Here is a 16,909-nt window from a genome sequence, read left to right as displayed (position 1 = left end):
TCAACGTCCTGTCCCGGCTGCTCTAACGGGTCGCGGCGGTCTCGGCGAGTCGTCGCGGACGAGTTCGGCACCCGGTGCCGGGCGCGGAAGCACATTTCGATCGACTCCACCGTTCAACGGGCGCGGCACCGGGCGCGCCGATCCCGCGCCCGCTTCGATGAAACGGGCAGGCAACGCCTTGCGCGGACCGGAGCATCGTCCTCAGGCGGCGCGAAGCTGCGCCAGAAAACGGGTGACCTCGGCATCGAGATGGTCGGCATCGCAGGAGACCGAGGAGGCGACGGAAAGCACCCGCTCGGCCGCCCCGCCGGCCCTCTGCGCCGCGTCGGCGACGTCGCCGATATGAGACGTGACCTGACCGGTGCCATCGGCGGTCTGGCGGATGTTGCGAACGATCTCCCGGGTCGCCGCCCCCTGCTCCTCCACCGCGGCCGCGATCGCGCTCGAGATCCCGCTCAAGTCGTCGATACGCCCGGCGATGGCGCCGATCGCCGTCACCGCCTCCCGGGTGACCGACTGGATGTCGCCGATCTGGGAGGCGATCTCGTCGGTGGCCCTGGCGGTCTGGGTGGCGAGTTCCTTGACCTCGGCCGCCACCACCGCGAAGCCGCGTCCCGCCTCGCCGGCACGCGCGGCCTCGATGGTGGCGTTGAGAGCGAGCAAATTGGTCTGGCCGGCGATACCGTTGATCATCGCCACCACGTCGCCGACACGGGTCGCAGCCCGGCTCAGATCCTGGACCAGCCCGGCGGTGCGCCCGGCCTCCGTCGCGCTCGCCTGCGTCAGCGCCGCCGAACTGTCGACCTGACGGCCGACCTCCGACACCGAGGCACTGAGTTGCTCCGCCGCTGCCGCTACGGCGGCGACGTTGGCCGAGGCCTCCTCCGCGGCACGGATCACCGCGCCGGAACGGTCGGCGGTGTCGCCGGCCATCTGCGACATCGCCTGCGCGGTGTCCTGCAGCTCGCCCACGGAGGTCGCTACGGCGCGGACGATGCCGCCGAAAGCCGCCTCGAAGGCCTGCGCCAGGGTCTCGGTCTGAGACCGGCGCGCGCTCTCGCGCTGTCGGGTTTCGCGGGCGTGGCGCTCCGCCACGTCCCGGGCGAGGTTGGCCTTGAACGCTTCGAGCCCCCGGGCGAGGCTGCCGACCTCGTCCCGGCGGTCCAGGCAGGGCACCGCGGCGGCGTAATCGCCTTCAGCGATCCGGCCCATGGCCAGGCCGACCGCGCCGTAGCCGCGGACCAGCGCCTCATGGGCGAACCAGCCGAGAGCCAGGAAGGTGGCGACGGTGGCGACCAGCGTGCCGACGACGGCGGCGAAGTAGAAGTGCGCCCGGGCTTCGTCCGCCGCGACGGCCGCGTCGGTGCGGGACTGCATCAGCCCGTAGAACGCGTCGAGCGGCTTCATGATCTGCGCCTTGAAACCGTGATAGGCCTCCGAATGGACGAGCCCGATCGCCCGATCGCGGTCTCGGGCCGGGTCCGGCTGTGCCAGGGGCTGGCCATCCTTGTCCTTGCCCTCGACGAGATTCATCGCCTCGACTTCGAGATGAACCAGCCCGTCCGAATTCCGGACGGATTCCGCCAGCATGTCGGTTTCCTGCCGGCTGAAGCCGAGACGCTTCATCAGGTCGTGCACCGACACGGTCTCGCCGTCGGGGCGCGGCTTCGCCACGCCGGCCGCGACGAAATCCCAGTAGATGCGATGATACTCCTCCGGGCGCGGCTTACGGCCGGAGCGGATGTCGAGGATGTCGAGGTATTGTTGTTTGTACGACGCATCGCCGGTGACGACGTAGGTGCGGCCGAGCCGGGTGAGGTCGTCCGAACTCTGCCGGATCTCGTCGGCGAGGAGGATCGATTTCTGACGGGTCGCGTATGCCGCGCTCACCTGGTCGACAGCCCGTGCATAAAGGATGATGGACCCGGCCAGCAGCAGGCTGGATACCAGCATAGCCGTGATCAGACCAATAAATCTGTGCGATAGACTCATTGTACCCCCCCGATTTGGGGGAAATTACAGTCTAGCTCGTTAAAAATCTGCTTTCTTGAGAATGAAAGTCGTTCAAGCCCGTTCCCCGGCCGCGGGCCGTGCGGGGCCTTCGCGGACGAGCCTTGACCCCGCCGCACCGCCTTCCCACTCTTGTGCGCGGGCGACGGGCGAGACGGAGGAGGGCCGATGCGCGGCAGGGCGGTGATCGGACTGGTGGGCCTCGGCGTCATCGCGCTGCTGCTCTACCTGCTCTCGGGGGTGATGCTGCCTTTCGTGGCGGGTCTGGCGCTCGCCTACCTCCTTGATCCCATGGCCGACAGGCTCCAGCGCTTCGGCCTCGGCCGACTCTCGGCCTCGCTCCTGATCCTGGCCATGTTCGTCGTCGGGCTCGTGGTCCTGCTGCTGATCGTGGTGCCCCTGGCCGCCAACCAGATTTCAGCGCTCGTGACGACCCTCCCCGGTATGATCTCGCGATTGCAGGGCATCATCGTCGAGCGGGTCGGGCCGATCCTGACGCGTGTCGGCGGCGCGGACGTCCTCAACGATCTGCAATCCTCCGTCGGAACCCTGGTGGGGCAGGGCGGGACCTGGTTCCTGGCCTTCCTCAAGTCCCTGTGGTCCGGCAGCCAGGCGCTGGTCTCCATCGCCTCGCTGCTCGTCGTCACCCCGGTCGTGGCCTTCTACCTTCTGGTCGACTGGGACCGGATGGTCGCCACCGTCGACGGCTGGACGCCGCCACGCCACCGCACCACCGTGCGCCGCCTGGCCGGCGAGATCGACCGCGCGATCATCGGCTTCGTCCGCGGGCAGACCCTGGTCTGCCTCATCCTGGGGACGTTCTACGCCGTGGGCCTGTTCTTCGTCGGCGTGAATTTCGGCGTTCTGATCGGGATGATCGCGGGCTTCCTCACCTTCATCCCCTATGTCGGTACCCTCGTCGGGTTCCTGCTCTCGGTGGGCGTCGCCCTGGTCCAGTTCTGGCCGACTTCCGATTGGCTCCATATCGGGCTGACCGTCGCCGTGTTCGTGGTGGGCCAGTTCTTCGAAGGCAACGTCATCTCGCCCAAGCTTGTGGGCGATTCGGTCGGCCTGCATCCGGTCTGGCTGATGTTCGCGCTCCTCGCCTTCGGCTCGCTGTTCGGGTTCCTCGGCCTGCTGCTCGCCGTCCCCGTCGCGGCCTCCATCGGCGTCATCGTCCGGTTCGCGATCGCGCGTTATCTCCAGAGTCCGCTCTACTATGCGGAAGAACCGATCCTGATTCAGAAGCGCGAGGGATGAGATCGCCGATGCGCGAGGCCGCCCCCCCGAAGCAGCTCGCCTTCGACCTGCCCCTCGATCCCCGTTACGGCCGGGAGGATTTCCTCGTGGGACCGGCCAACGAGGCGGCCTACGGGCTGATCGAAGCCTGGCCGCGCTGGCCCGATACGGTCTGCCTCATCACCGGGCCGTCGGGCAGCGGAAAGAGCCATCTCGCGTCGATCTGGGCGACGCGTTCCCATGCCTGGACCGTCCCGGCTTCCGAGGTCACCGCCGATTCGGTGACGCATCTCGTCTCCAACGGTGCCCTGGTCATCGAAGATATCGACCGCCCCGAGGGCCGTGAGGAGGCGGCCCTGTTCCACCTCCTCAACCTCGCCCGCGAGAATGGCAGCCCTGTCCTCATCACGGCGGCCGCACCGGTGGAGGCGCTCGGCCTCGCCACCGCCGATCTGCGCTCACGCCTGAGACTGGCGCCGGGCGCCACCATCCTGCCCCCCGACGACGCGCTGATGCGGGCGGTGCTGGTCAAGCTCTTCGTCGACCGCCAGCTCGTGGTCGACCTCAGCGTCGTCGAGGCCATCGCCCTGCGGATCGACCGCTCCCTCGCCAGGGCCAGGGCCGTGGTGGCCGAACTCGACCGTGACGCCCTGAGACGTGGCCGCCGCATCACGAGGCCCTTGGCCATGGCGGTGCTGGCGGAGCTCGGTGTGTCGGACGGCGAGGCCGACGACGACGATGCGCCGGCCTGATCGCCCGCTCGTCCCGATTGTCATGGAATTGTCAGACGCGACGGCCCGGCAGCATGCTACGAGGCCGCTCGTTTCAGTAGAGTGAGGAGAAGACCCGTTGCCGGAAATGGATTCGGACGCGATCGCCCAGGGGTCGGACAGCGAGAGGACGGCTGTCGAGGAGCGGAAGATCGCTCCGGCCAGCGACTCCACCGACGAGACCCGCTCCGGTGACGACGGCCACGGCCCCGTGGTGCCCGAATCCGTGCCGCAAAAGCGCCCCGCCGCCCGGCGCCGACCGGCGGAGGCTGGTCCGGTTCGCGTCGCGACCGTCCGGGCCCAAGCCACGAAGACAGCGCCGAAGCCCGGCCCCGGAGCCACTCTCCCGGCCGACGCGGCCTCGATCGGCGAGGCCTCCGAGGCAGAGACGGAATCAGGCTCCATTTTGGCGGAGACGATCATGGCCGACACGGCGACTGAACGAGCGACAGCCGAACCCGTGGCGCGGGAGACCGTGCTCGCCGCCGGCCGCGCCCTGCGCCATTCGCCCGAGCGCTTCGTGAACCGGGAACTCTCCTGGCTGCAGTTCAACCGCCGGGTGCTGGAGGAAGCCTCCAACACCAGCCACCCGCTGCTGGAGCAGCTGCGCTTCCTCTCGATCTCGGCCAACAACCTCGACGAGTTCTTCATGGTCCGCGTGGCGGGCCTGCACGACCAGGTCCGCGCCGGCCTGATCCAGCCGTCGCAGGACGGGCTGAGCCCGTCCGAGCAGCTTAGCCGCATCGGTTCCGAGGTCTCGCGCCTCGCCCTCGACCAGCAGCGGCGCTGGCGCGAGTTGCGCGACGACCTTCACGGTGTCGGCATCGATCTGGTGGAGCCCGGCGATCTCAGTCCCGATCACAAGGCCTGGCTGGAGGAGTACTTCCTCAGCCACGTCTTCCCGGTGCTGACGCCGCTCGCCATCGACCCGGCCCATCCGTTCCCGTTCCTGTCGAACCTCGGCTCCAGCATCGCCCTGATGATGGTGCGGCCCCGCGACGGGCGCACCCTGCGCGCCCTGATCCGCCTGCCCGCCGTCCTCGACCGCTTCGTGCGCCTGCCGGAGGTCACGGGGGAATCCACCGCCCGCTTCATCGCCATCGAGCAGGTCATCGTCCTGTTCACCGGCCGCCTGTTCCCCGGCTACTTCGTCAAGGGGCAGGGGGCGTTCCGGGTGATCCGCGATTCCGACCTCGAGATCGAGGAGGAGGCCGAGGACCTCGTCCTGCATTTCGAAAGCGCCCTGAAGCAGCGCCGCCGCGGCGTCGTCATCAGGCTCGAGGTCGAGACCGGGATGCCGGAGGATCTGCGCGCCTTCGTCGCCGACGAACTCGAGATCGGCTACGACGCGATTTTCGTGGTCGAGGGCATGCTCGCCCTCAACGAACTGTCGCAGATCGTCGGGATCGACCGGCCGGACCTGAAGTTCAAGTCGTACAACCCGCGTTTCCCCGAGCGCATCCGCGAGAGCGGCGGCGACGTCTTCGCCGCCATCCGGCAGAAGGACTTCATCGTCCACCACCCCTACGAATCCTTCGACGCGGTGGTGCAGTTCCTGGCCCAGGCCGCCCGCGACCCCAACGTGGTGGCGATCAAGCAGACGCTCTACCGCACCTCCTCGAACTCGCCGATCGTGGCGGCGCTGGCCGAGGCCGCCGAACTCGGCAAGTCCGTGACGGCGCTGGTGGAACTGAAGGCACGCTTCGACGAGGAGGCCAACATCCGCTGGGCCCGCGACCTGGAGAAGGCCGGCGCGCAGGTGGTGTTCGGCTTCATCGAGTTGAAGACCCACGCCAAGCTGTCGATGGTGGTGCGGCGCGAGGGCGACAAGCTCGTGAGCTACTGCCATGTCGGCACCGGCAACTATCACCCGATCACGGCGCGGGTCTACACCGACCTGTCGTTCTTCACGGCCGACCCCGCAGTGGCCCGCGACGTCAGCCGTATCTTCAACTACATCACCGGCTACGCGGAGCCCGCCGAACTCGAGCGCATGGCGGTCTCGCCGCTGACCATCAAGCCCCGGCTCCTGGAGAACATCGCGGCCGAAGTGGCCCATGCCAAGGCCGGGCGGCCGGCGGCGATCTGGATCAAGTGCAACTCCCTGGTGGACGGGCAGATCATCGACGCGCTCTACGACGCGTCCCAGGCCGGGGTGCAGATCGACTGCATCGTGCGCGGCATCTGCTGCCTCCGGCCGGGTATTCCCGGTCTGTCGGACACGATCCGGGTGAAATCCATCGTCGGGCGCTTCCTCGAACACGAGCGGATCTACGCCTTCGGCAACGGGTTCGGCCTGCCGCACCCGAAGGCGACGGTGTCGATCTCGTCGGCCGACCTGATGACCCGCAACCTCGAACGGCGCGTCGAGGCGCTGTTGCCGATCACTAACCAAACCGTGCATCAGCAGGTGCTGGACCAGATCATGCTCGCCAACCTCCTCGACAACCAACAGAGCTGGCGTGTACTGGCGTCTGGCGCGAGTGAACGTGTCCAGCCCTCCGAGGGCGAGGAGCCGTTCAACGCGCACAAGTACTTCATGACGAACCCGAGCCTGTCCGGCCGGGGCAAGTCCTCGAAGAAGTCGAGTCCGCGCGCTCTGAGCCGCAGAGCCCAGCGCCCCTGAGCGGACGACCCACTAGGAGCCGGTCATGGGCCTCCCTCGTACCAGTGCTGCGCAGAGCGGCCTCGCGCTTCAGGGAGACCGCCGCGTGCAGGATTGCGTGGAGCCGGTGGCGATCATCGACATCGGCTCGAATTCCGTGCGGCTCGTGGCCTATGACGGCCTGAACCGCGCACCGACGCCGCTCTACAACGAGAAGGTCCTGTGTGGGCTGGGCCGTAACGTGTTCAGCACGGGCCGGCTCAGCGAAGAGGCGGTCCGGCGCGCGCTCAGCGCGCTCGCACGCTTCCGCATCCTCTGCGAGACCATGCGCGTCGGCCGCGTCTTCGTGCTGGCCACGGCCGCCGCGCGCGACGCGCAGAACGGCCCGGAATTCCTCGCTGCGGCGGAGGCCGCCTGCGGCCACCGGATCGAGCTCCTGTCGGGGCGGCGGGAGGCGGAGCTGTCGGCCCTCGGCGTGATCTCCGGTTTCCATACGCCGGACGGGGTCGTCGGCGATCTCGGCGGCGGCTCCCTCGAACTCGTGGACGTGCGCGGTGCCACGGTGGGGCAGGGGGTGACGATGCCGCTCGGCGGCCTCGCCCTCCAGGATCTCTCCGGCGGGTCGGTGAAGAAGGCCCTCAAGATCGCTCGCGAGAATCTCGCGAAGGCGGCCCCCCAGCTGGAGACCCTGCGCGGGCGCAGCTTCTACGCGGTGGGCGGCACCTGGCGGGCGCTGGCCCGCCTGCATCAGGCCGCGCGGGGCTACCCGCTCCACGTCATGCACGGCTACAGCATCGAGCCTTCCGACGAACTCAGCTTCCTCGAAGTGGTGGAGCGCACCGACGCCGCCCTGTTGCAGGACGTGGAGGCCGTCTCGGAGGCGCGCCGGCCCCTCCTCGCCTACGGCGCCGTGGTGCTGGAGGAGATCATCCGCATCGGCCGCCCGCGTGAACTCGCCATCTCGGCCTCCGGGGTGCGCGAGGGGCTGCTCTACGAGCAGCTCGACCGCGATACGCGCTTGGCCGATCCGCTCCTGGCGGCGGCCGGGGAACTCAACGGCCTGCGCGCCCGCTCGCCCGGACACGGTGCCGACCTCATCGCCTGGACCGACCGGTTCGTGGCCACCCTCGACGGCCCGGAGACGGCCGACGAGCGCCGCCTGCGCCACGCCGCCTGCCTCCTGTCGGATATCGGCTGGCGCGCACATCCCGACTACCGGGGCGAGCAGAGCATCAACGTCATTACCCATGCCGCCTTCGTGGGCGTCGACCACCCCGGCAGGGCCTATCTCGCCCTCGCGGTCTATTTCCGTCACGAGGGCATGGCCGCCGAGAAGGCGAGCCCGATGCTGCGCAGCCTCGCCGGGCCGCGCCTGTTCGAACGCGCCCGCCTCGTCGGAGCGCTCCTGCGGGTCGCCTTCCCGATCTCGGCGGGCATGGAGGGGGCGCTCTCGCGTCTTCCCCTCATCGTCGAAGATCGGCGGGTGACCCTGACTCTGCCGTCGGATATGGCCGCGTTGCCGGGCGATCGCCTCCTCAACCGAGTCCGCGGCCTCGGCCGGGTGCTGGGGCTGGAGGGGCGGATCGTCACGACCTGATACGGTCGCGGGTTCGTAGCCTCGGCCGTTCGGAGGATCTTCGATGCCGACCGTCTACGTCTTCGCCGTCGTGACCCTCGCCATCCTGTCATGCCTGTCGGCCCTCGCGGGCTTCTGGGTGGGTGATCTCGACCGGCTTCCGATGCAATGGGGCCTGGACGGGCGGCCGACCTGGTACGCGCCCAAATGGATCGCGCTCGGGTTCATCCCGGTCATCGGCGTGATCGTCATGGCGACGGTGGCCGTGAGCCATGGACCCGGCGGCGACGGGTCCGGTGTCGCCCGAAACATGGCGACGGTGGGAGCGATCCTCGTCGCCGCCGAAATCGTCTATCTCTTCATGCTGCGAAGGCACCTCACCGGCTGACCGACCTCGCGGCGCGTCAGGACGGCCTGTCCGCGAAGATCGCCTTCTTGACGATGGCATGGACGCCCCAGTTGCCGTCCACCACCTGGGTGATGCCGAAATCGACGGCGATGGACATGAGCGAGATCGCCTCGTCCTCGGTGAGCCCCTTCGCCTGCATCAGGAAGGACCGCATCTTGCGGAAGGCGTCGCGCATGGCGAGGTCGATGGAGGATTTGGAGAAGATCTCGCTCTGTGCCTCGGGTCCGAGATCGGCGAGGTAGTTCGGATAGCTGAAGCCCGAGAGCACCCAATCGTCCTGCGTCTCGATCATCGGGAAATCGAGGGTCTCCAGGGCCGTGCCGGCGAGATCCGCCTTCTTGTGCAGGATGAACTGGAAGGTGCCCGTGAGCGAGCACTCGATGGCGGTGCCGCAGAGTTCGGAATCGCCCTGGCTCGCATGCGGGTCGCCCACCGAGAACAGGGCGCCCGGCACCGCGACGGGATAGTACATCGTCGCGCCCTTGCCGATGCGCCAGTTGTCGATGTTGCCTCCGGTGTAGCTCGGGGGAATCGAGTTCACCATGTCGGCCTCCCTGGGCGCGAGGCCCATCGTGCCGAAATGCGGGCGGATCGGCACGCGCACGCCCTTGAGGACGTCGAAATTGCGCTGCGTGTTCGCGTGGTCGACGGGGATGCCGGGATAGTCGATGGTGGGATGCGCCACGCCGAACGGATCGGTGACTCCCGGCCAGCGGAAATTGTACACCGCCTTCGCCCAGTCGCGGGCGCCGCTCACGTCGACTTCGTAGATGGTGACGACCTCGCGCGTCCGGTCGCCGGTGATCATGTCCTTGTAGTGATAGCCCCACCAGGCGGCGGCGTTGCTGCCGAAACTGCGGCCCTTGAAGGCGGGGTTGGCGCAGGGGCGGGGCGCCACGTCGAGGATGCGCACCTCCAGCACGTCGCCGGGCTCCGCGCCGCGGATCGCCACCGGGCCGGTACAGATGTGGACGCCGAGCCCCCCGCCCGGTCCGAGGGGGCCGGTCTCCGGTCCGGCGCCGCGGCGGGCGACGCCCTTCTTCTCCTTGGTCCAGAGGAACACGCTCTCGGCGCCGGGATCGCCCGTCACCATGCGCTCGGCATCGTCGTTGGCGTGGTGGGTCAGGGTCTCGATGGTGACGTAGTCACCGGACGCGATCTCGACCTGGGGCTTCAGCAGCTTCGAGAAGTAGCCCCAATGGACGGTCTCCGCGGTGGCCGGCAGGTGGTAATGCGCCGTCTGCCGGATACCCTTGGCGCTCGTCTGCGCCAGCGCGGGGCCGACGAGGGACAGTCCGCCGGCCGCCATCGCCGCCGCGCCCCCGGTGGCGACGAAACCGCTCTTGAGGAAGGCCCGACGCTCGGGCGCGAGGTCGCCGAGGAAACGGCGGCGATGCTCGGCGAAATGGGTGCAGTTCGGATCGTCACCACGGCACATTGAAATCTCCCGACCGGCCCTTGATCCGAATCCTGTATGCAATCCGGTGGCCAGTTCTCCACGCGTCCGGGCGGAAGGGAAGGTCCCGGCGGGATCCGATCGCCTTTGGGCGAAAGAGGGTGGGATGACCCGCAGCGCCGCTGCGCAGGGCGCTCTCCAAGGCGCCCTCGCCCTGATCCTCGGAGGCCTGGCCGCCTTCCTCGGCGGCCGCCTCGGCGCCGTGACCCCGGCCGTCGCCCACGGCGACCGCCGCGTCTGATTCCATCCCTTCTGGGCACACGAACGAAAAAGGCCCCCGAGAAATCGGAGGCCTTTTTCCCATGGCGTCAGACGTGGAGGATGCGCGACATCCCGGCCGTCGCTCTATTCGGAGAGGGGCATCAGACCAGGCTCGGGCGATGCGGTCGTCGGCTCGACGACGCTCGCCTGCGCCTCCACCACCGCCGCGGCGGTGACGTTGACGATGCCGCGCGCCGTCACCGACGGCGACAGGATGTGCGCGGGCCGGGCCGGGCCGATCAGCAGCGGCCCCACGGGTAGGGCGTCGGCCAGGACCTTGGAGAACTGGAAGGCGATGTTGGCGGCGTCGAGATTGGGGAAGATCAGGACGTTGGCGGAGCCCTTGAGGGGCGAGCCGGGCAGCACCCGGTCGCGGATCAGGCCGGACAGGGCGGTGTCGGCCTGCATCTCGCCATCCACCTGCAGGTCCGGCCGGCGGCCCTGGATCAGACCCAGCGCCGCACGCATCTTCTGAGCGGAGCGGGAATCGGACTGGCCGAAATCCGAATGGCTGAGGAGGGCGATCTTCGGGGTGAGGCCGAAGCGCGCGACGTGGCCGGCACAGGCCACCGCCACATCGGCGATCTCCTCGGCGCTGGGATCGGGCCGGACATGAGTGTCGGCGAGGAAGTAAGCGCCTTCCTTGGTGACGATGAGGCTCATGGCGGCGAAATCGAGCACGCCCGGCGCGAGGCCGATCACGTCGCGGATCACCCGCAGGCGCGTCTCGAACCGGCCCTCCAGGCCGCAGATCAGCGCGTCCGCCTCGCCCCGGCGCACGGCGATGGCCCCGATCACCGTGTTGTTGGTGCGCACCAGCGTGCGCGCGGCATCCGGCGTGATGCCACGACGGCCGGCGACTTCGAGATAGGTCGCGACATAGTCGCGGTAGCGTGGATCGTCCTCGGGATCGATCAGGTCGAAATCGGTCCCCTGCCGGATCGACAGGCCGAAGCGCTTGATCCGGGTCTCGATCACGCGCGGGCGTCCCACCAGGATGGGCCGGGCCACGTGATCCTCGACGATGGCCTGGGCGGCGCGCAGCACGCGCTCGTCCTCACCCTCCGCATAGAGGACGCGCTTGGGGTTCTCCTTCGCCTTGGAGAAGATCGGCTTCATGATGAAGCCGGAGCGATGGACGAAGCGGTCGAGGCCCTCGACATAGGCCTGGACGTTCTCCAACGGCCGGCCGGCGACGCCCGAATCCATCGCGGCCTGCGCCACGGCGGGGGCGATGCGCAGGATCAGGCGCGGATCGAACGGGCTCGGGATCAGCGAATGCGGGCCGAAGGGTCGGGCCTCGCCGCCATAGGCGCGGGCGACCACGTCGGAGGGGCTCTCGCGGGCCAAAGCCGCGATCGCCTTCACGGCGGCCTTTTTCATCTCCTCGTTGATCGAGGTGGCGCCGACATCGAGGGCGCCGCGGAAGATGTAGGGGAAGCACAGGACGTTGTTGACCTGGTTGGGAAAATCCGAGCGCCCGGTGCAGATCATCGCGTCGGGGCGCTTCTCCTGCGCGAGATCCGGCATGATCTCCGGATAGGGGTTGGCCAGCGCCATGATCAGCGGCTTGTCGGCCATCTTCTCCAGATATTCCGGCTTCAGGACGCCGCCCGCCGAGAGGCCGATGAAAACGTCGGCGCCCGGAATGACCTCGGCCAGCGTCCGGGCCTCGGTCTCCTTGGCGTAGACGTCCTTCCAGCGGTCCATCAGTTCGGTGCGGCCCTTGTAGACCACGCCCTTGATGTCCGTGACGGTGATGTTGTCGACCCGGGCGCCCAGCGACACCAGCAGGTTGAGGCAGGCGAGCGCCGCGGCGCCAGCGCCTGAGGTGACGATGCGGACGTCGGAGAGCTGCTTGCCGGCGAGTTCGAGGGCGTTGAGGACGGCCGCCGCCACGATGATCGCGGTGCCGTGCTGATCGTCGTGGAAGACCGGGATGTTCATCCGCGCCCGGCACTGCTCCTCGACCTCGAAACACTCGGGTGCCTTGATGTCCTCGAGGTTGATGCCGCCGAAGGTCGGCTCCAGGGAGCAGACCACGTCCACGAGCTTGCCGACGTCGTTCTGGTCCACCTCGATGTCGAACACGTCGATTCCGGCGAACTTCTTGAACAGGACCGCCTTGCCCTCCATCACCGGCTTCGAGGCCAGCGGGCCGATATTGCCGAGGCCGAGTACGGCGGTGCCGTTGGTGAGCACGGCCACGAGGTTCTGGCGGATGGTGAGGGTGGCGGCCTCCTGCGGATCGTCGTAGATCGCCATGCAGGCTGCGGCGACGCCGGGGGAATAGGCGAGCGCCAGGTCGCGCTGGTTGCCCAGAGGCTTCGTCGCCTGGATCTCGAGCTTTCCGGGCCGGGGCAGGCGGTGGTAGACGAGGGCTCCGGACTTGAGATCGTCGGACATGTTGTCGCCCATGAGCCTCACTCCCTTCATCGCGGGCTCTGACGGCGCCGCGGAGCTTTCCCGCCGGTCTTCGGGATGCATTGGTTGAAAACTCTGTTGCACCGCTTGCGGAGTGGGCGCAACCCGCACAACGAAACCCGCCTGCACCTCGCCAGAATGGTGAAAACCCACGGTTTCTCCATCGGCTCGTACTCCTATGGCCGCCCGAAAGTGCGGTTCCCGGAAGCGGGGCGGCTCCTTACGATCGGCCGGTATTGTTCCATCGCCGACAGGGTCGAGATCCTCCTCGGCGGCGGGCACCGCCTCGACTGGGTGACCACCTATCCGTTCGCGGCCATGGCGGGACTCTGGCCGGGGGTGGAGGCGCCGGCCGATTATCATGCCTCGCGCGGCGACGTGACCATCGGCAGCGATGTCTGGCTCGGCTCCGGCTGCATGATCCTGTCCGGCGTCACCATCGGGCACGGCGCCGTGGTGGGGGCCCACGCCGTCGTCAGCCGCGATGTGCCGCCCTACGCGATCGTCGCCGGCAACCCCGCACGGGTGATACGCCACCGCTTCGATCCGGAGCAGGTGGCGGGCCTGCTGGAGACCGCGTGGTGGGACCTGCCCCCCGAGGCGGTGCGCGGTCTGGTGCCCCTGCTCCAGAGCGACCGCATCGGGGATCTCATCGCGGCGGCGCGGGCGGCCAGGGCCGGCGGCGTTGCGGGCGGGGCGTGAATCGCTTACCCGAACCCTTCGTCCCGACGCGTCAACGATCGCTCGACCCCGATCATCGATTCCCAAGGCCATGCCGATGTCCGACACGCCTCCCGACCGCCTCGCGGTGAACCCCACCAGCCCGTTCTACAACGAGGCTATCCTCGAACGCGGCATCGGCATCCGCTTCAAGGGCGTCGAGAAGACCAATGTCGAGGAATATTGCGTCAGCGAAGGCTGGGTCCGCCTGTCGGCCGGCAAGACCCTCGACCGCGCCGGCAACCCGATGACGGTGAAGCTGAAGGGCCCGGTGGAGCCGTACTTTCGCGACGATTCCAGCGAAGGCTGAGACAGCTCACCCCGGCGCCGTCTCCAGCGGGAACGGCGTCGGCTCCCAATAGGGCTCGATCTTCGTGCCACGGATGTTGGCGGCTTCCCAGCCGTGAAGGATCGTGGCGAGGGCGGCCCGGTCTCCGGCAAGGAGCGGGTCGGCGACGGCGAGGATCTTGTTGCGGGTCTGCCGGTATGAGGCCGAACTCGCGCATCCGTCCTCCCGGAAGTGAGGGAGGAGGTCATGCAGGATATCTTGAGCACTCGCGAGATGGCCTAGCGCTATGTCGATGATCAGCCGGTCCTCCGGTGCTCCGATCCGGGCGATCTCGAAGTTCTCCCGATAGAACGCGACGAACGCCTCCAGTGCATCCATCCCGCGCAGGAGCGGCAAAGCTCCGGTCTCGATCACGGATATCATATCCGTGATCGTGGAGGGATCGGACCAGCGCCAGACTGCGTATTTCGATCCGCCCGGTGGGCCAAGCTGCCCGGCGCACCAGCCGATGATGCCGAGCATGCCGTCGAGCGGACTGAAGATGTCGAGCATCGACCATTTCAGGTAAAACGCATCGGGATCGGATGTATCATCCACCATGATACGCAGGGCGACGTGGTGCACGGGCCTGATCCAGAGATCGCGGCTGCCGACATGGACGATGTCGGCATGACGATCCAGCAACGGACGATAAACGGCTTTGACTTGGCTCGTGCGTGTCACCGACGAGGCCTCATTTCCATGACAATGAAACGCTTTGCGGTAGGAAAATTCTTGCGTGCAAGCGCCGCGAAATCAACAGCTCTTGTAGGATCCAGTCCCGCATCGCCCGTCTTGTGGTCATAGATGCAGACCGTATCTGTAGGAGGTTTTTCAAGTATGTCGAGACGAATATAATTTCGCTCACCATATCGAGTGGGAAGATAGCTGATCTTTTTATAGGATATTTCCGCAATAAAATTTGGTTCTCTGAGAGCTTTTATCTGTTCTGACATAAGAAAATGAACTTCATTCCCCAGGGCTTGAGGGCTGCTGTAGAGCCCGGAAGATCGTACGTGGGCGGTAGTCGTATCGAGCATCTCTTGGACCTCGCTGTAGCGCGGGCAAGCCTGATCCAGGCTGCTTTGATCGACCCTTCCGACCCAGAATACTGGAAATTCGGGATCGTCGCTCAGTCCATATTCGCTCGCGGGCGCCACGAAGATCGCTGTAGTGTTGGAGCCGTTCCGCTGCGAGAGCACTGACAGCAGCGTTACGGCCGCTTCGATCGCTACGCCGATCCTCGAAGGCCTGCGCGTTGGAGTCCGAGCGTCCTGAACGAACGCCTCCGGCTCCACCCGATCACCGCTCAAGGTGCCGCGCGACAGGACTTCGCCGGTCTCGCCATCGCGGACCGTCTGAGTGCGGCCCGACATTTCGAAGACGGTCCGCGTGCCGTCCGGCGCTGTGACGGTGTGCTGCTCGTCCCAGTCCTGGGAGGGATGGCTCCGGATGCGGAGCGAGAGAACGCGCGATCCGTCCTCGGTGACGACCTCTTCGGTGGCCGGCGAATCGTGTGAACCAAGGGAACCCATCGTTGCCGGACCGGCCGATCCGCCATGTCCCGATGCCCAACGTCCGCCACCGGGCTGGCCGGCTGGCTCGCGTGGCTGATCGGGGCTGTACTTGCGGGCAAGGACGCGCTCGACGCGGATCAGTTCGACCTCGACGGCAAGCTCAGCCAGATCGGAGCGGATCGCAGCGAGCCGCTGTCTGCGGGTGTCGAGTCGCGACATCGGTGACGTTCCCAGCGCACGTGGCAGGGCCCATTATTTAGCGCATAATTCCGTTAATAGCAATAAAAACCTATTTTTGATGGTGCGATGGCCGTCCTATAAGACCGCTCCGGCAGGTTCGCCATGAGGTGCGAGGGCGCGATGGTGCAGGGCGCTGGGTCGAAACCGTGCGGCTTCAACCCTCCCGCTTGCGGCACTCGCCCGCGTAGTTCCGCAGGGCCTCCGCCACCAGGGCATCCACTTGGGCCGCCGTCTTCGGCTGCCGGATGACGAGGCTCGTCACTGAATCCGGGTGGTTCGCCCGCTGCTTCGGGGTTCGCGCATGGTTCGAGACCCGCAGGGCGAAAACGCTCCCCTCCGGCTTGAGATAGACGCTGTCGCCGCGCGTGTTGCGGGCGACGACGGCGAAGCCCTGCGCCGCGACGCCGGCGACGGCGCGGGCCAGGGCAGCCGTCGGATTGAGCAGGCTCACGCGAGCCCTTCCCGGGCGAGGGCGGTGCGCCCACGGATGGCAGCGAGGGCGCCGGCCGCCGAACCGGCATAGCGCTCGATCAGCGGCCGGCGGAAGCTCAAGGATGCCAAGGCCGCCTTCGGGGCGTTCACCGCGAGCATGGCCGGGCTCGGGTCCGGCAGGCCGTACTTGCGCGAGACATAGGCCCGCGACCAGGCCTGATGCCAGCGGGTACGGAAGACCCGGCCGGGCTCCGGCGCCGACGAGCGACCGCGCCCATGCAGGGCGACCGCGCCGTGGACATGGACCAGGGAGCGGGAGGAATCGGCGACCCGGCGGCACAGGTCGTCGTCTTCGTAGAACAGGAAGATATTCTGATCGAACCCGCCGAGGGCGAGGAACAGGTCCCGCCGGATCATCAGACAGGCGCCGGAGAGGAACGGCGCGCAGGCATCTCCGTCGGGCAGGGCGCGGTTGCCGGGCGGGTTGGTGAGGTAGGGCGCGAGCAGCGAGCGCGGCTGGTAGAAGAACCGCCCGTCCGGCTCCATCAGGCGCGGCGCCAGCAGGCCGGCCTCGGGATAGGCCGCAGATGCGCGCAGCAGGGCATCGACAGCGCCTGCCTGCAGCACGATGTCCGGGTTGAGGATGAGCACACGTTCGGCCCGTTCGGCAGCGCGGATCCCGAGGGTGTTGGCGCGGCCGTAGCCCTCGTTGCGGGCATTGCGCAGCACCCTGGCGCCGGCCGCCTCCGCCACCGTCGCCGACTCGTCACGACTCGCGTTGTCCACGACGATGGCCGGCACGTGCTCGGCGGCGAGCGCCGTGAGACAGGCCGGGAGCGCATGCGCGCTGTCATGGGCGACGACGACGGCGACGAGGGAGGGCATGTCGGCCCTGTCAATGTTGGAGGGATCGGGCTCTGCA

Annotated in this window: 15 protein-coding genes; 8 read left to right on the top strand and 7 right to left on the bottom strand. The window is 67.9% G+C overall.

The window, feature by feature from the left end:
• Positions 1-201: 201 nt before the first annotated feature.
• Positions 202-1,953, bottom strand: coding sequence for a methyl-accepting chemotaxis protein (locus tag MKK51_RS08435; RefSeq protein ID WP_243976310.1), 1,752 nt, complete (start codon positions 1,951-1,953; stop codon positions 202-204).
• Positions 1,954-2,178: 225 nt separating this feature from the next.
• Here MKK51_RS08435 and MKK51_RS08430 point away from each other — a divergent pair, with 225 nt between their 5' ends.
• The 5 genes from MKK51_RS08430 to MKK51_RS08410 all read left to right on the top strand — a co-directional run bounded on the left by MKK51_RS08430 (position 2,179) and on the right by MKK51_RS08410 (position 8,588).
• The gene (locus tag MKK51_RS08430) at positions 2,179-3,270 is read left to right on the top strand and encodes an AI-2E family transporter (protein ID WP_243976309.1); all 1,092 of its coding nucleotides are present in this window, start codon (positions 2,179-2,181) and stop codon (positions 3,268-3,270) included.
• Between the two features lie 8 nt (positions 3,271-3,278).
• Entirely contained in the window at positions 3,279-4,001 is a 723-nt protein-coding gene (locus MKK51_RS08425) for a DnaA ATPase domain-containing protein (RefSeq protein WP_243976308.1), read from the top strand.
• Between the two features lie 97 nt (positions 4,002-4,098).
• On the top strand, positions 4,099-6,645 hold the full coding sequence (locus MKK51_RS08420; RefSeq protein ID WP_409565646.1) for an RNA degradosome polyphosphate kinase: 2,547 nt from the start codon (positions 4,099-4,101) through the stop codon (positions 6,643-6,645).
• 25 nt (positions 6,646-6,670) lie between these two features.
• Positions 6,671-8,221: an exopolyphosphatase gene (gene ppx / locus MKK51_RS08415; protein ID WP_243976306.1), complete on the top strand. Its 1,551-nt coding sequence runs from the start codon at positions 6,671-6,673 to the stop codon at positions 8,219-8,221.
• A gap of 43 nt (positions 8,222-8,264) precedes the next feature.
• Positions 8,265-8,588, top strand: a complete 324-nt coding sequence (locus tag MKK51_RS08410; protein ID WP_243976305.1) for a DUF1648 domain-containing protein — start codon at positions 8,265-8,267, stop codon at positions 8,586-8,588.
• Positions 8,589-8,604: 16 nt separating this feature from the next.
• On the opposite strand, the gene MKK51_RS08405 is transcribed toward MKK51_RS08410, so the two are convergent.
• Positions 8,605-10,047 (bottom strand): acetamidase/formamidase family protein, encoded by a 1,443-nt coding sequence (locus tag MKK51_RS08405; RefSeq protein WP_243976304.1) that lies wholly within the window; start codon positions 10,045-10,047, stop codon positions 8,605-8,607.
• A gap of 124 nt (positions 10,048-10,171) precedes the next feature.
• On the opposite strand from MKK51_RS08405, the gene MKK51_RS08400 reads away from it, so the two are divergent.
• On the top strand, positions 10,172-10,306 hold the full coding sequence (locus MKK51_RS08400) for a hypothetical protein (RefSeq protein ID WP_279601033.1): 135 nt from the start codon (positions 10,172-10,174) through the stop codon (positions 10,304-10,306).
• Positions 10,307-10,410: 104 nt separating this feature from the next.
• On the opposite strand, the gene MKK51_RS08395 is transcribed toward MKK51_RS08400, so the two are convergent.
• Entirely contained in the window at positions 10,411-12,744 is a 2,334-nt protein-coding gene (locus MKK51_RS08395; protein WP_243976303.1) for an NADP-dependent malic enzyme, read from the bottom strand.
• Between the two features lie 63 nt (positions 12,745-12,807).
• Here MKK51_RS08395 and MKK51_RS08390 point away from each other — a divergent pair, with 63 nt between their 5' ends.
• Together MKK51_RS08390 and MKK51_RS08385 are read left to right on the top strand one after the other, a co-directional pair.
• Positions 12,808-13,452, top strand: a complete 645-nt coding sequence (locus tag MKK51_RS08390; RefSeq protein ID WP_243976302.1) for a CatB-related O-acetyltransferase — start codon at positions 12,808-12,810, stop codon at positions 13,450-13,452.
• A 76-nt stretch (positions 13,453-13,528) separates the two neighbouring features.
• A complete protein-coding gene (locus MKK51_RS08385) occupies positions 13,529-13,780 on the top strand; it encodes a DUF3297 family protein (RefSeq protein ID WP_027173633.1) in 252 nt (83 codons plus the stop codon).
• A gap of 6 nt (positions 13,781-13,786) precedes the next feature.
• Here MKK51_RS08385 and MKK51_RS08380 read toward each other — a convergent pair whose 3' ends face one another.
• From MKK51_RS08380 to MKK51_RS08365, 4 genes are all read right to left on the bottom strand, one after another.
• Positions 13,787-14,443 (bottom strand): hypothetical protein, encoded by a 657-nt coding sequence (locus MKK51_RS08380; RefSeq protein WP_243976301.1) that lies wholly within the window; start codon positions 14,441-14,443, stop codon positions 13,787-13,789.
• A 35-nt stretch (positions 14,444-14,478) separates the two neighbouring features.
• Positions 14,479-15,534: a hypothetical protein gene (locus MKK51_RS08375; protein ID WP_243976300.1), complete on the bottom strand. Its 1,056-nt coding sequence runs from the start codon at positions 15,532-15,534 to the stop codon at positions 14,479-14,481.
• Positions 15,535-15,709: 175 nt separating this feature from the next.
• Positions 15,710-16,006 carry a hypothetical protein gene (locus MKK51_RS08370; protein ID WP_243976299.1) on the bottom strand — a complete coding sequence of 99 codons (297 nt, stop codon included), beginning with the start codon at positions 16,004-16,006 and terminating at the stop codon, positions 15,710-15,712.
• A complete protein-coding gene (locus MKK51_RS08365; protein WP_243976298.1) occupies positions 16,003-16,872 on the bottom strand; it encodes a glycosyltransferase family 2 protein in 870 nt (289 codons plus the stop codon). Before MKK51_RS08365 ends, MKK51_RS08370 begins: the two co-directional genes overlap by 4 nt.
• Positions 16,873-16,909 lie beyond the last annotated feature (37 nt).

The organism is Methylobacterium sp. E-045 (assembly GCF_022829685.1).
Classification (GTDB): domain Bacteria; phylum Pseudomonadota; class Alphaproteobacteria; order Rhizobiales; family Beijerinckiaceae; genus Methylobacterium.
The sequence above is the reverse complement of the archived record's forward strand: the minus strand, read 5'-3'. Positions and strand labels throughout refer to the sequence as shown.